Genomic DNA, 14,321 nt, shown 5'->3' on the forward strand with positions numbered 1-14,321 from the left:
CCTCCGGGGCCTGTGTTGTGGACTGCTTCGCTTTACGTCCACAACACAGGCCCCTCCGGGCCGCCCCCTCCCGTCCGGTTGGCGGCCTCCGTCCGGTGGGGGAGATGTCAAAGACCAGTAGTTCGGCCGCGTCGTGGCGTGGCTGCTACTGGTCTTTAACAATCCTTCCCACAGGGGTGGGGTCCCTTCTGCCGACGGGAGGGTGTGGGGGCTCCGGGGTGGGTGTTCGGACGTAAAGCGAAGCAGTCCGAACACCCACCCCGGAGGCCGCACACCCGGCACCCACCACATACCGGGGCCCCACCCCACAACACCCCCTCCCGCCGACAGGCGAAACAACAGAAGAGGCACGGCGAGCAACCCGACAACGTGGGGCGATACCGTCGGCCCACCGACACACGCTTAAAGGGAGACCGACAGTGACAGCTACGTCGTGGGTGCGAGGCGCAGCCGGAGACCCGTTCGGGACGGCCCGACTGCGGCGTGGTGTGCTGGATGCCTGGGCCGCCTCGCCGGCCCGGTTCCGGGAGGACGCGAACGCCGAGGAGGACCTGGCGCTCGGCGGCTACCGCGACCGGCTGGCCGTGGAGCTGGCGCAGAACGCGGCGGACGCGGCGGCCCGGGCCGGTGTCCCCGGACGGCTCCGGCTGACCCTGCACGCGGCCAACGGCGACGCGCCCGCCGTACTCGTCGCGTCCAACACCGGTGCCCCGCTGGACGCCACCGGCGTGGAGTCGCTGTCGACGCTGCGGGCATCCGCGAAGCGGGAGCCCAGTGTGGCGGCCGGTGCGGTCGGCCGGTTCGGTGTGGGCTTCGCCGCGGTGCTGTCGGTGAGTGATGAGCCGGCGCTGGTGGGCCGGACCGGCGGCGTCCGCTGGTCGCTGGCCGAGGCGCGGGCGATGGCCGAGGAGGTGGCGGCGCACAGCCCCGGGCTGGGCGGTGAGTTGCGCCGCCGGGACGGCCATGTCCCGCTGCTGCGGCTGCCGCTGCCCGCGGAGGGCGGCGCGCCCGAGGGGTATGACACCGCCGTCGTGCTGCCGCTGCGGGACGTGGCGGCGCAGGATCTCGCCGAGCGGCTGCTGACCGGGATCGATGCGGCGCTGCTGCTGACGCTGCCGGGGCTGGCCGAGGTCGTGGTCGAGACCCCGGAGGGCGTACGGGAGTTGCGGCGCAGCCAGGACGGCCCGTACGTCCTGATCGAGGACAGTGAGCGGGGTGCGACCCGGTGGCGGGTGGCGAGCGACGGCGGGTCGCTGGATCCGGCGCTGCTGGCGGACCGGCCGGTCGAGGAGCGGCTGCGGCCGGTCTGGTCGGTGACCTGGGCGGTGCCGGTGGACGGCGAGGGCGCGCCGGTGCGGCCGGGGACCGCGGCGGTGGTGCACGCCCCGACGCCGACGGACGAGCCGCTGGGGCTGCCCGCGCTGCTGATCGCGTCGTTCCCGCTGGAGCCGACCCGGCGCCATGTCGCGCCGGGCGCGCTGACGGACTTCCTGGTGGGGCGGGTGGCCGCGACGTATGCGGCGCTGCTGGGCGACTGGCAGCCGGTGTCCGTCGGCACCCTCGATCTGGTGCCGGGCCCGCTGGGCAAGGGCGGGCTGGACGGTGAGCTGCGCCGCCAGGTGCTGGAACTGCTGCCGCGGGTCCGGTTCCTGCCGAGCGCGGGCGCGCCGGCCGGCGGGCGTCCGGCCGAGCCCGAGGCGGCGCCGGCGGACGAGTGGGACGAGGGCGACGGCGGGGTGGACCGGTATGTCCTGCGCCCGGTGGACGCCGAGTTGGTGGAGGGCGCGGGCGCGGCGGCGGTGGGCGTATTGGCGGAGCTGTTCCCCAGCCTGCTGCCGGCCGGGCTCGAACGCCGACCGGAGCTGCGGGCGTTGGGCGTGGCCCGGGTGCCGCTCGGCGAGATGATCGACCGGCTGGCCGGCGTCGAACGGTCGCCCGGCTGGTGGTGGCGGCTCTACGACGCGCTGGCCGGTACCGACCCGGACCGGCTCACCGGGCTGCCCGTCCCGCTCGCGGGCACGGCCGGCCAGGCACCCGGCGGCGCGCAGGGCGGCGTACGGACCACGATCGGGCCGCGTCAGGTGCTCCTGCCGCTGCCCGGCGGCGGACCCGACGAGGACGCCGCGGCCCGGCACCGCACGCTCGCCCGGCTCGGTCTGAAGGTCGCCCACCCCGACGCGGTGCACCCGCTGCTGGAGAAGCTGGGCGCCACCCCGGCCGCCCCGCGCGCCGTACTGACCACGCCCCAGGTGCGGGCGGCGGTGGCGAACTCCCTGGAGGCCGACGAGGACGCGTACGACGTCTTCGCCGACGAGCTGGGCGACGGGCCGGGGGCCCCGCTGGGCGCCGAGGAGCTGGCGGAGACAGTGCTCGGCCTGGTCCGGGACGCCAACCTCACGCCGGGCGACGAGCCCTGGCTCGGGGCGCTCGCGCTGCCCGACGAGGACGGCGAGCTGGCACCGGCGGGCGAGCTCGTCTACCCGGGCAGCGCCTTCGAGCGCGTCATCCGGGAGGGCGAAATCGCGGCCTGTGACGCGGAGTTGGCCGAACGCTGGGGCGAGCAGCCGCTGACGGCCGTGGGCGTCATGGCCGCCTTCGCGCTGGTCCGGGCCACCGATGTGGTGCTCGACCCGGACGAGATGGAGCCCCGGGAGGGCGACTTCGCCGAGCCCGACGACGTCGGGCTGCTGGACGCGGTGGACGTCTGGTGCGAGGACATCCTCGACGCGCTGCCGGAGACCCCCGTCCCGCCGGTGGTGACCGAACTGGTCGCCGTCCGCGACCTCGACCTGGTCGACGACGACGCCTGGCCGCAGGTGCTGGCGATGCTGTCCCAGCCGCCGCTGCGCGACGCCCTGACCGCACCCGTACGGGTCCTGCTCCCCGACGGCACCACCGAATCCGTCCGCCCGTACACCGCCTGGTGGCTGCGCGGGCACCCGGTGCTGGACGGCCGCCGGCCCGCCGGTCTCCGGTCGGCCGGCGGCGACCCGCTGCTGTCCGGGCTGTACGAGTCCGCCGACGCGGGCGACGTCGACGCCCAGGTGCTCCGGGCCCTCGGCGTCCGCACCTCGGTCGCCGCCCTCCTCGACGAGCCGGGCGGCGCGGCCGAACTGCTGGCCCGGTTCGCCGACCCGGACCTGACCGTCGGCGCCGCCCAACTGCACGCCCTCTACGGCCTGCTGGCGGACCTGGACCCCGACCAGGTGACCCTCCCCGACGAGCTGCGGACCGTGCGCGACCAGGAAGTCCAGGTGGTCGACGCCGCGGACGCCGTGGTCGCCGACGCCCCGGACCTGGTGCCGCTGGCGGCCGGCCACGCCCTGCTCCCGGTCCGCCCGGCCCGCGCCGCCGCCCTGGCCGAGCTGCTCCAGGTACGGCGCCTGAGCGAGGCGGTCAGCGCCGAGGTCCGCTCCGAGGGCATCCGCCACGAGGTCCTGGACGTCGTCCGCACCCTCCTCGGCCCCGCCACCCCCGACACCTACCTGGAACACGAGGAACTCCTCGTCGGCGACGGCCCCGACGCCACCGCCGAACTCGACTGGCGTTACACCCCCGACGGCACCCTGCACGCCGCCACCCTGGAGGGCGTGGCAGCAGGCCTGGCCTGGGCCGCGGGCCAGTGGCCCCGCCGCTTCGAGGTCGCCGCCCTGCTGGAGGACCCGGAGCGGGGGGATGAGCTGGCGCGGGCGCGGTGGTTCGACTAGAGGGGGCGGCGCGGCCGTTCACCGCCATCGCTTCGGCCGCCGTTCCGGTTCCTCCGGAACGGCGGCGGTTCAGGCGGGGCCCTGGCGGGGCGGAAAACCTGTTGGTGCTCGCCCGATTCCGTGAGCGATGCTGCCCGTGTGATAGATCGAGACGCCGCCGTTCGGTTAGTCGAAGAAGAGCTGGAACGCGAACATCAGCGGGAGCTGGCGCTGGGACTGGACCCGATGCGCATGGCTGTGGCGCACGTCCGGGAACACGAACTGGTGTGGATCGTCGCCTGGACGTCCGAGGACTATCTGCGGACCCGGAACTCGCGCTTCATGCTGGCCGGAAACGGGCCGTATCTGGTGGACCGCGTCGACGGAAGTCTGCACAAGATCGGCGTCCCCTCCGCGCGCTCCGGTGCCTGGGAGACGGACTACCGAGTCCGGATCCGGGGCCAGACCGTACGGACCGCGGTGGACGAGCTGCACGAGGAAGTCCGGGCGGTGGCGGCCGCCCGCGGACGGATGCCCGCCATGCGCACCCTGCGCCAGCGGCTCCCGGAGCTGACGCCCGCCCAGACCCTCGCGTACGTGACCGCCTTGCAGGACGGCGATGCCCCGGCAAACCTCGTAGAAGTCGCCACCCGGGAGCTGGTGCCGCCGCTCAACCCGGTGCTGTCCGTGCGGACCATCCGCGGACCTGAGTACCGCTCCAAGACAGGGAGATGATGCTGCCCATGCCTCTCGCGATCACTCCAACCCTCCCCGCCGGCGCCCTCTCGGCCACTCCTCAGCCCACCCTCCGTTCACCCGGCGGCGAGTTGCTGCTGCGACCTTGGGAGATGACCGACGCCCCCGTCCTGCAAGCCGCCTTCGAGGACCAGGCGATCCGGCAATGGCACATGCGCCACGTCACGTCCCCGGCGGAGGCGCAGGACTGGATCACCGCCGCCCACCGCTCCTGGCAGCAGGAACGGGACGCCCAGTGGGCCATCACCCGGGCCGACGACGGCGAGATCCTCGGTCGGGCGGGCCTGCGCCGGATGGATCTGGACCACGGCGAAGCCGAGTGCGCGTACTGGGTCCTGCCGCACGCCCGCGGCACCGGCGTCGCCTCGCGCGCCCTCGCCACGCTGGCCGCCTGGGCCCTGGACGAGACCGGCTTCCACCGCCTCGAACTCGCCCACTCGACCGCCAACGAGCCCTCCTGCCGAGTAGCCACCAAGTCCGGCTTCACCCTGGAGGGCACCCGCCGCAGCGCCCGTCTACAGCAGGACGGCTGGCACGATATGCACCTTCACGCTCGTGTCCAGGGTGATGTGTGAGTGGCATGGGGAGTGGCCCCGCTGCTTCGAGGTCGCCGCCCTCCTGGAGGACCCGGACCGGGGGAGGAGGAGCTGGCGCGGGCGCGGTGGTTCGACTGAGGGAGGAGCACGGGCGGCAGCCCCGTCACCACGGGGGGCGCGCGTGGCGAACGTTCGTGACTCACCTGCCCCTTGCGCTGATCAACGGCAAACACGAGGCTCGTGCCACCAGACGCAACCGACAAGGCAGGAGTCACGGCTATGGCTCTACTGTTCCTCGGGAAGGACCCCAACACCAACGGCGACGACTGCCCGACCGTGTGGGTGGACGACACATCAGCGGATCTCGTGCTTCAGGGCTGGAAGGCTGACGCCGCCACCGAGCAGGAATGCCTGACCGTCGGGCACATCCCCGACAACGAGGCGGTGATCCGGATTCCGGCCCGCATGGTGCCGCTGATCAGAAAGGCGTGTGATGAAGCCGGGCAGCGTTCCGCCGTTCAGTGAACTGATCAAGGATTGCCATCGGTCAGCGGTGCACCTTGAGATGCGTGACATGTACGGCGTGGCATCCGAGGCTGACGACTTCGCGGAGTGGCAGACACACGGCCACATCAGCGCTGAGTCCATCGAGCGACGCCGCCCCTGGCTGAACCTGGTACGAGAGGCGGCAGGGCGCGGCGTGACCATGCGGCGCGCTCGGATCGTCTCTCTCCCGGCCAGCGCATACATCCGTTACGAGCACGCCGGTACGTACCTCAACGTCGAGGCCGGGGAACAGGTGCGCTGGCTGCCCAGAAGGGACGCCGCGACGCTTGCCCTGCCCGGCGCGGACCTCTGGCTGCTCGATGACCGGCTGATCCGGTTCGGTCATTTCAGCGGCGACGGTGCGTCAGCCGGCCACGAGCTGAACGAGGACAAGGAAGTGATCAAGTTCTGCGCCGCCGCCTTCGAGACCGTGTGGGAGCGCGCCACCCCGCACGAACGGTTCGAAATCTGACCGCTTAAACGACCAGCCGGCTCATGCCCAACTATCAGTCATCCAGCGTCGAGACCGCCCGCAAGGCCGTGGCAGCGAGGCTTCGAGAGGTCCGTCTGGACGCCAGGCTCAAGGGGCATGAGCTGGCTGAGCGCTGTGGCTGGCACAAATCCAAGGTCTCCCGCATCGAGAACGCACGGACTCCGCCATCCGACACAGACGTTCAGCAATGGTGCGAAGCCTGCGACGCCGGAGACCAGGCGGCCGACGTCATCGCTGCATCACGCACAGCCGACTCCATGTACCTGGAGTGGAAGCGGCTCCAACGCACCGGCCTGCGGCGCCTCCAGGAGTCACGCATCCCGCTGTACGAGCGGACCAAGCTGCTGCGGGGATACGCCTCGCATGTGGTGCCAGGGCTGTTCCAGACGCCCGCGTACGCCTCCGCCCTCCTGTCGGTGATCAGCAGGTTCCACAGCACCCCGAACGACACTCCGGAAGCAGTGGCGGCGCGTATGGCACGGGCTCGTGTCCTTCATGACGCAGGGCACCGCTTCACCATGCTGGTCGAGGAATCGGTGCTGCGGCACCGGATCGGGGACACGAAGGCGATGGCAGACCAGTTGGGGCACCTGTTGTCAGTCATGTCGCTGCCCGCCGTTTCGCTCGGAGTGATCCCCTTCACGGCGCGAGAGCGCAGCATGTGGACGCTCGAAAGCTTCAACATCTTCGATGATCAGCGCGTGCACGTGGAACTCCTCACAGCGCAAGTGACGCTGACCGCTCCGGGAGAAGTGGCCATGTACGTCCAGGCGTTCATGGAGTTGCGGGAACTGGCGGTGTACGGAGCAAAAGCACGGGTGCTGGTGACCGAGGCCATCCAAGCACTGAGCCAGTAACTGCCGTGCAACAACGTAGAACTCCCTTGGGGGCGACGGCCCGTCCTTCCTAGCGTGTACTTCGCCGGTCACCCGCCCCCGCAGGCATCCCTTCGGGGGCGGGAACAACGCCCGCCCTGGCGGCGGAAACCCTGGACAGGCCGACGGCCAGGGCGGCTCTGCACCACCACATTCGCACCAATGACCGAAGGAGTCAGGAATGGGATGGGGAACAGGCAAGGGCGGAAGCGGAGGCGACGGGAAGCACGCGGGTGGCAAGGACCCGGGCACGGCCAAGCCGTCATCCGATACCAAGGACCCCAACCCGGGCCCGAAGCACGGCAAGGGGAAGTAGGAACCTCCGGATGAACACCGACACCGGAGCCGCCGAGCAGGCCGCCATCCGCGGCCTGCTCGGCAGGCTGAACGACACGCTGCCGCACCCCCTGACGCCGGAGTGGGAAGCAGCCCTCAAGGGAGTGGCCCGCCACCGCTTCCTCCCCGGCACGGTGTGGCTGGGCGACGACCTCACCCCGTGCGATCGGTTGAAGTCCCCGGAGGAGTGGCTGCATGCCGCCTACGCGGACGCACCCGTGATCACCCAGGTCAACGACGGAACGGACCCCGGGGACGGCGACCGCTGGCCCTCATGTTCCGCGTCCGCCCCGTCCATCGTCTTCCGCATGCTGCACATGCTGGACCTTCAAGGCGGGGAACGGGTCCGGGAGATCGGAACGGGAACCGGCTGGAACGCCGGTCTTCTGTCTCATCGGCTGGGCTCCGATCTCGTGACCACTGTGGAGGTGGACCCAGCCCTGGCCGACCGGGCGAGAGCGAACCTGAAGGCCGCCGGGCTGGAACCGAGAGTCATCACCGGAGACGCGGCGGCGCTGGGTCCGGACGACGCCCCGGACCGCTTCCTGGCCACATGCTCCGTTCGGAGCGTTCCCCGAGGCTGGGTGGCCGGTATGGCGCCGGGCGGGATCATGCTGCTGCCCTGGGAGACACCGTGGCTCTGCTACGGACTGCTACGGCTCACCGCGGATTCCGAAGGGGCCGCCGCCGGCCACTTCCACCCGCACTCCGCGTTCATGCTCATGCGGAGCCAACGTACCGATCTGCGGATCTTCCGCGACGTGGTGCACGACGACCACGTACCCGACGAACGGACCACCCGCCTCGCCCCCTGGTCCGTCACCGGAGACGACTGGGCGGCACAGTTCGCCATCGGTCTCCAGCTCCGTGACGTGTGGTGGGCATGGCACGACAATCCCGACGTAGACGGCGTGGCCTCTCGTCTGTGGGTGGCGACCACCGACGCCACCTCATGGGCGGCCATCGACTGGGACGGGCAGCCAGACGAGCGATTCACCGTGTGGGAGCACGGGCCCCGCCGCCTGTGGAACGAAGTAGAAGCGGCCTACCAGTGGTGGCAGTACGCGGAGCGCCCCGGCCCGGAAGCGTTCGGCATGACCGTGGGCACGGATGGCAGCCATACGCCATGGCTGCACAGCCCTGGACACCCGATTCCGGTCACGGGCTGACTTCCTCCCGTACCAACGACGAAGGCCCCACGTGGCGTCATGTCAGGCGGGGCCTTTGCGTGATTGCGTACTCCTCGCGATCGAGGCCCAGGGTTTCGGCAGGCCGGCCGGAGCCGGCGGTCAGCGGGAGCTGAAGCGCCGCTTCGCGAAGACCCAGACGACCGCGATCACGGTGGCGACCGGGATCATCCACCACGCTCCGGCGAACGAGACGTCGGAGGAGTCGTAGTGGCTGTAGTGGCCGGAGTGGTGATGCGAGCGTGCCAGCAGGTCGTACGCCCCCGAGTGCAATGTCATGGACATGGACTCTAAGGGGTGCGGGGTGGGGGGCGCGAGGCGGGCAAGGACTGCAACCAGGGCATGACCAGGACGATGACGAAGGTCGGAAGCGGAGGCGGCCCCGTCGCGACGGGGCCGCCTGACGGCCGGTCAGCGGGCGAGCAGCCGGCTGGTGAAGCCGTCCCGGACGAGTGAGACGTACGCGGCCCGTACGTCCTCCGGGACCTTCTGTTCGATGGCGAAGCCGAGCCCCGGGTACTCGATCACCCGCTGGAGATCACCGACGAGCTGGTCCGTCACGTGCTTCTCATCGCCGATGCTTTTGAGGTAGTCGTCGAATTCCAGCGGCTCCGAGGCACAGATCACCTCGGCCTCGGGCCACACCTTGCGGGCGGTCGCGAAGGCCCGTCGCTCCATATAGGGCATGGACACCAGCAGCACCCTGCTCGGGGCGATACCGGCGGCGGCCAGTACCTCCCGGGAGAACGTGATGTTCTGGCCGGTATTGCGCGCCGCGGGCTCCAGCAGAACGGCCTCGTCCGGCACGCCGAGCTCCAGGGCGTGCTCGCGGAAATGCACGGCCTCGCCCCGAGGGAACCGTTCAGGGGCTGTCGGGTTGGGACCGCCGGTGAAGACCAGGGTGGGAAAGAGCCGCGCGCGATACAGCCGGGCGCAGAAGGCGGGCACGCCGAGATCGTGACTGCCCAGCCCGATCGCCACGTCAGCCGGCCGCACCTCGTGGTGCATCCGGTGGTAGTCCCAGATCAGCCCGGCCCACTGCCGCTGATCCTCGGTGAGCGCCCGCTGATTGTCCGTCACGCTGATTCTCCCTGGTCACCGTCGCCGGGGGCAGGATGTCCCCTCGGTCGCCATGCGGATGCTCTCGATGCTGCGGAGCTGGTGACTGAGGCCGAACGTGGCGGCCAGCTTCGCGGCGTCGTCGAGCACGCGCAGCCCATCATCCCGGGTGGCCGGGTCGGACAGCAGGATGTGGCCGTGAGCGGTGTCTGACCGCACACGCTGCAACGGTGAGTCAGCCGGAGTGGTGCTGCGGGCCATCTCCATGAAGTGCAAGGCGGAGTTGAGGTCACCGGCCCCGCGATGTGCGAGGGCGACCTTCTGGTGGGCGACCGACCAGTCCTCGGGTTCGGAGAGGTCCTCGAATTCACGGGTCGCGGCCAGTATGACGCGCGCGGCATAGCCGTGCTGGCCGTCCTTGCTCAGCGAGGTCCCCACCCACAACCTGGCACGGGCTCGATCGCGGCGAGAGAGCCGGTCGTCCACGGCGAGCGTCTCGTAGCGGTGGGCGGCGGTCTTCAGACTGCCGGACATCTCGGCGACCACTGCCAGGGAAAGGTCGACTTGAGCGACGCGCCGGGGAATGCCGAGCTGGGTGAAGATCGCGCGCGCGTCGGTATAGGAATGCTGGGCCGACAGCGGCCCGATCACGGCGCCCTGGTCGCGTCGCAGGTCACCGAGCAGGACGGTGGACCGGGCGAACAAGTACAGTCCTCTGCCGTCCAGTTCCACTGCTTGGAAGCGGGCCAGCCAGCGATTCAGGACGGTGCCGGCGAACGCGAAGTTCTGTCGGGACAGGGCGACGACGACGCGGTCCAGGTCGTCGGCCCATGACTCGTACTCCCAGGCCCGAGGCCCGGTCTCGGCGACCTGACGGTTCAGGGTGGATGCGGGGCGCCCGGCCATGGACAGGTTCGTTTCGAACCGCAGATGCACCGCGGCGTCCGTGCGGGCCAGCGCGGTGTCCAAAATGGCCTGAGTGTCGGGACGCGGCTCCGTTCCTGCGCGCAACTTCTCCCACTTGGAGACGGTACGGACGCCGACACCGAGATGTTCAGCGAAGGTGCGGACGCTCATCCGCAGCGCGAGACGAAGGGCTCGGGCCTCCAGGCCGGTCCAGCGGTGCACGGTCGTCACGCGTTGCTCCCTTCCGGTTGCCATGGAAGCACGATGCGTGCGACTCGGAGGACGAAAGTGCCACGGAAGGGCAACAGCGGTTCATTTGCCGCGTGCTGATGCGGTGTCAGTCTCGGATGGTCATCACCCGAACAAGCCTGACTCGAGTACCGGGTCAGCCGCTCGCATCCCGTACTACGAACGCCAGGAGTTGAGAACATGCAGGAACCTGCCGCCCGCCTGCTGCCGTGGTCGAGCCCCAACGGCAACCCCTGTTACCTGCTGAGCGATGGGACGGGGCCCGTCTCCCGCGTCGCTGATGACATCGAGCAGCTACAGATCGGCATGGCCGACGGACTGCTTGACCATGCCGAGTATCTGCTGATCGGAGACCGGGCGAGCGACCGGGAACTGCGCTTTCTGGCCCGGGGGCTGACCGACTGCCTGCGGGATGTGCGGCGCGTCGCGAAGAGCAGAGGCGCGCGCCTCCGTGCCGTCGATCCCTCGCTGGACGACGAGGACGGGAATGAGGGCGGGAAAGAGGGCGGGAAAGAGGGCGGAAGCGAGGCGTAGGGCCGGGCCCTACACGTGCCGCGCCTCCCGTCATCGCACCCTCAGTCCGAGCTGAACTTCTTCACCAGGGACCAGATCACCGCGACCGCGCCGACGACCAGGATCAGCCACTCCCACCAGTCGATGACGCCGTCGCCGCCGGAGTGGTAGTGGTGGGAGTGATGCGTGCGGGCCAGGACCTCGTAGGTGAGGTCGGCCGGGTGGAAGGTCATGGGGCGGAGGGTAGGCGGCGGGCGAGGGGTGTGGCCATCCCGGCGCGGGTTCTGTGACCGGGACGATACGGCGGCGGGGGCGGTCGTCACCCGTTCAGGCGGGGAAGCGCCGGCCCACCCAGCGCCAGGTGAGCTCCAGCAGGACGGCCGCCAGTACGGCGATGGCGACGGCCACCCAGGGCATGGTCGTGCCGACCAGGCGCAGCGCGAAGAAGGTCTGGAGCCAGGGGGTGGCCAGGACGATGAGGAAGGCCAGGCCCATGGCCAGGACCAGGGCGATCCGCCACCAGGTGTAGGGGCGGGCGATGATCGCCAGGACCCAGATCGCGGTGAGGAAGAGGGTCAGGGTCGCGGCGCTGGTCTCGGCGGGCAGGGCGTCGGGGCCGGTGTAGTAGCTGCGGGCGAGCAGGTAGGTGGCGAAGGCGGCGGCGCCGGCGATGAGGCCGGACGGGATCGCGTAGCGCATCACCCGGCGGACGAAGTGCGGGCGGGCACGTTCCTTGTTGGGGGCCAAGGCGAGGAAGAACGCGGGGACGCCGATGGTGAGGGTGGAGAGCAGGGTCAGATGGCGGGGCAGATAGGGGTAGGGGATCTGCCAGCAGGCGACCAGGATCGCGAGGAGGACGGAGTAGACGGTCTTGGTGAGGAAGAGGGTGGCGACGCGGGTGATGTTGCCGATGACCCGGCGGCCCTCGGCGACGACCGACGGCAGCGCGGCGAAGCTGTTGTTGAGCAGCACGATCTGGGCGACGGCGCGGGTCGCCTCGGAGCCGGAGCCCATCGCGACGCCGATGTCGGCGTCCTTGAGGGCCAGCACGTCATTGACGCCGTCGCCGGTCATCGCGACGGTGTGACGGCGTGCCTGGAGCGCGGCGACCATGTCCCGCTTCTGCTGCGGGGTGACCCGGCCGAACACCGCGCCCGCCTCGATCTCGGCCGCCATCGCGTCCCGTTCGCCGGGCAGTGCCCGCGCGTCCACCGGGTCGTCCGCGCCCGGCAGCCCCAGCTTGCCGGCCACCGCGCCCACCGACACCGCGTTGTCGCCGGAGAGCACCTTGGCCCGGACGCCCTGCTCCTCGAAGTAGCGCAGGGTGTCGGGGGCGTCCGGGCGCAGCCGCTGCTCCAGTACGACCAGCGCGGCGGGCCGTACGTCCCGGGTGACCTCGGGGTCGTCCAGCTCCCGTGTGGCACGGGCCAGCAGCAGGACGCGCAGGCCCTGCGCGTTGAGCGCGTCGGTCTCGGTGAGCCGCTGGTCACCGGCCGGCAGCAGCACGTCCGGGGCGCCCAGCAGCCAGGTGCTGCTCTCGCCGTCCGGGCCGTTGAAGGACGCGCCGCTGTATTTGCGGGCGGAGGAGAACGGCAGTGACTGGACGCAGCGCCAGCCGCCGTCCGCCGGATACGCCTCGATGACCGCCTGGAGGGAGGCGTTGGGCCGGGGGTCGGACTCGCCGAGCGCGCCCAGTACCTGCCGGAGGTAGTCCTCGTCGCCGTCGAGCGTCCGCAGCCCCTGGACGTCCATGCCGCCCTCGGTGAGCGTGCCGGTCTTGTCCAGGCAGACCACATCGACCCGGGCCAGGCCCTCGATCGCGGGCAGCTCCTGGACCAGGCACTTCTTGTGGCCGAGCCGGATGACGCCGATCGCGAAGGCGACGGAGGTGAGCAGCACCAGGCCCTCCGGGATCATCGGCACGATCCCGGCGACCATCCGGCGGATCGCCTCGTCGCCCGGCAGCCCGAGGGTGAGCAGATGGCTGAGGATCAGGCCGATCGCGGTCGGGATCATCATCCAGGTCACGTACTTGAGGATCTGGCTGATGCCGGTCCGCAGTTCGGAGTGGACCAGGGTGAAGCGGCTGGCCTCCTCGGCGAGCTGGGCCGCGTACGCCTGCCGGCCGACCTTGGTCGCGGTGAAGGCGCCGCCGCCCGCGACCACGAAGCTGCCGGACATCACCTGCTCGCCGGGCTTTTTGACGACCGGGTCGGCCTCGCCGGTCAGCAGCGACTCGTCGATCTCCAGGCTGTCGCTCTCCAGCACCTCGCCGTCGACGATGACCTTGTCGCCGGGCCCGAGTTCGAGGACGTCGTCGAGCACCACCGCGGAGGTGGGGATCTCGTCGATGGCCCCGTCGCGCCGGACGGTCGGCCGGGCCTCGCCGATGACCGCCAGCTTGTCCAGGGTCTTCTTGGCGCGCAGCTCCTGGACGATGCCGATGCCGGTGTTGGCGACGATCACAAAGCCGAACAGGCCGTCCTGGATCGGGCCGACGACCAGGATGATCACGAAGAGCACGCCGATGATGGCGTTGAAGCGGGTGAAGACATTGGCCCGGACGATCTCGGCGACCGAGCGGGAGGACCGTACGGGGACGTCGTTGACCTCGCCCCGGGCGACCCGCTCCGCGACCTCGGCGGCGGTCAGTCCGGGGTTGACCGGTTCCCCCGCGGCCCGTCGGGCGGGCTCGCCACCCGGCCCGGACTGCTCGACGTCGGTCCTCGCCCGCTCCGTCATGCCCTCGACGTTACGGGCGGAATGCGTACTTCACCCGCTGACGGGCGGCGGCGTCGAGGGGGCGGCTGCCGGGAAGCGCGCCGCGGTGTTCAGGAACGGTCGGCTGCCGGGAAGGGCGCCGCGGGGTCAGGAGTGGTCGGCAGCCGCGGCGCGCTTGAGCGCGGCATCCCGTCCGCGGACGTACCAGATGCCGATCAGGCCCAGGCCGCCGCCGGCCAGACAGGTCCACACCCACCAGGCGTGGCCGTTGTCGGCGAACCAGCCGTAGAACGGGAGCTGACCGAGGAAGAGGACGAACCAGATGATGGTGCCGCCGATGATCGTGCCGACGACAGGACCTTCGAGAGGCGCCGGGGCCTCGCGCAGTTCGGACTTCTTCCACATGGTGCTCAGCTTACGGGGAGCGGCTGACGGCTCGGCGGGCGGCGGTGGGCAGG

At 70.9% G+C, this 14,321-nt stretch carries 15 protein-coding genes; 9 read left to right on the forward strand and 6 right to left on the reverse strand.

Features of this window, described 5'->3' with window-relative positions; translation table 11 throughout:
- The first annotated feature begins 488 nt into the window (after positions 1-488).
- The 8 genes from CP981_RS23315 (at position 489) to CP981_RS23345 (ending at position 8,397) form a co-directional block, all read left to right on the forward strand.
- Positions 489-3,707 (forward strand): sacsin N-terminal ATP-binding-like domain-containing protein, encoded by a 3,219-nt coding sequence (locus CP981_RS23315; protein WP_425282218.1) that lies wholly within the window; start codon positions 489-491, stop codon positions 3,705-3,707.
- A gap of 138 nt (positions 3,708-3,845) precedes the next feature.
- Positions 3,846-4,421 carry a YrhB domain-containing protein gene (locus CP981_RS23320; RefSeq protein ID WP_085926269.1) on the forward strand — a complete coding sequence of 192 codons (576 nt, stop codon included), beginning with the start codon at positions 3,846-3,848 and terminating at the stop codon, positions 4,419-4,421.
- Between the two features lie 8 nt (positions 4,422-4,429).
- Complete coding sequence (locus tag CP981_RS23325) at positions 4,430-5,017, forward strand: GNAT family N-acetyltransferase (RefSeq protein WP_085926301.1); 588 nt, start codon at positions 4,430-4,432, stop codon at positions 5,015-5,017.
- 240 nt (positions 5,018-5,257) lie between these two features.
- A complete protein-coding gene (locus CP981_RS23330; RefSeq protein ID WP_085926268.1) occupies positions 5,258-5,503 on the forward strand; it encodes a hypothetical protein in 246 nt (81 codons plus the stop codon).
- Positions 5,472-5,996, forward strand: a complete 525-nt coding sequence (locus CP981_RS23335) for a DUF6879 family protein (protein ID WP_085926267.1) — start codon at positions 5,472-5,474, stop codon at positions 5,994-5,996. Before CP981_RS23330 ends, CP981_RS23335 begins: the two co-directional genes overlap by 32 nt.
- Before the next feature lie 23 nt (positions 5,997-6,019).
- Complete coding sequence (locus tag CP981_RS23340) at positions 6,020-6,874, forward strand: helix-turn-helix domain-containing protein (RefSeq protein WP_085926266.1); 855 nt, start codon at positions 6,020-6,022, stop codon at positions 6,872-6,874.
- A gap of 199 nt (positions 6,875-7,073) precedes the next feature.
- Positions 7,074-7,208 (forward strand): hypothetical protein, encoded by a 135-nt coding sequence (locus CP981_RS39225; protein WP_280116721.1) that lies wholly within the window; start codon positions 7,074-7,076, stop codon positions 7,206-7,208.
- A gap of 10 nt (positions 7,209-7,218) precedes the next feature.
- Complete coding sequence (locus CP981_RS23345; protein ID WP_167536134.1) at positions 7,219-8,397, forward strand: methyltransferase domain-containing protein; 1,179 nt, start codon at positions 7,219-7,221, stop codon at positions 8,395-8,397.
- A gap of 120 nt (positions 8,398-8,517) precedes the next feature.
- Here the strand turns inward: CP981_RS23345 and CP981_RS37840 are convergent, their stop codons facing one another.
- From CP981_RS37840 to CP981_RS23355, 3 genes are all read right to left on the reverse strand, one after another.
- A complete protein-coding gene (locus CP981_RS37840; protein WP_167536135.1) occupies positions 8,518-8,694 on the reverse strand; it encodes a hypothetical protein in 177 nt (58 codons plus the stop codon).
- A 132-nt stretch (positions 8,695-8,826) separates the two neighbouring features.
- On the reverse strand, positions 8,827-9,495 hold the full coding sequence (locus CP981_RS23350) for a YdcF family protein (RefSeq protein ID WP_085926265.1): 669 nt from the start codon (positions 9,493-9,495) through the stop codon (positions 8,827-8,829).
- Positions 9,496-9,510: 15 nt separating this feature from the next.
- A complete protein-coding gene (locus tag CP981_RS23355; protein ID WP_085926264.1) occupies positions 9,511-10,611 on the reverse strand; it encodes a helix-turn-helix domain-containing protein in 1,101 nt (366 codons plus the stop codon).
- Positions 10,612-10,809: 198 nt separating this feature from the next.
- Between CP981_RS23355 and CP981_RS23360 the strand changes: the two genes are divergently transcribed.
- Entirely contained in the window at positions 10,810-11,163 is a 354-nt protein-coding gene (locus CP981_RS23360; protein ID WP_085926263.1) for a hypothetical protein, read from the forward strand.
- A 41-nt stretch (positions 11,164-11,204) separates the two neighbouring features.
- Here the strand turns inward: CP981_RS23360 and CP981_RS37845 are convergent, their stop codons facing one another.
- The 3 genes from CP981_RS37845 to CP981_RS23370 all read right to left on the reverse strand — a co-directional run bounded on the left by CP981_RS37845 (position 11,205) and on the right by CP981_RS23370 (position 14,268).
- Positions 11,205-11,375 carry a hypothetical protein gene (locus CP981_RS37845; protein ID WP_167536136.1) on the reverse strand — a complete coding sequence of 57 codons (171 nt, stop codon included), beginning with the start codon at positions 11,373-11,375 and terminating at the stop codon, positions 11,205-11,207.
- 94 nt (positions 11,376-11,469) lie between these two features.
- A complete protein-coding gene (locus CP981_RS23365) occupies positions 11,470-13,884 on the reverse strand; it encodes an HAD-IC family P-type ATPase (protein WP_085926262.1) in 2,415 nt (804 codons plus the stop codon).
- 126 nt (positions 13,885-14,010) lie between these two features.
- Positions 14,011-14,268 (reverse strand): DUF2530 domain-containing protein, encoded by a 258-nt coding sequence (locus tag CP981_RS23370; RefSeq protein ID WP_085926261.1) that lies wholly within the window; start codon positions 14,266-14,268, stop codon positions 14,011-14,013.
- Positions 14,269-14,321 lie beyond the last annotated feature (53 nt).

Origin of the sequence: Streptomyces platensis (genome assembly GCF_008704855.1) — a bacterium.
In the GTDB taxonomy this organism is placed as follows: Bacteria; Actinomycetota; Actinomycetes; order Streptomycetales; family Streptomycetaceae; genus Streptomyces; species Streptomyces platensis.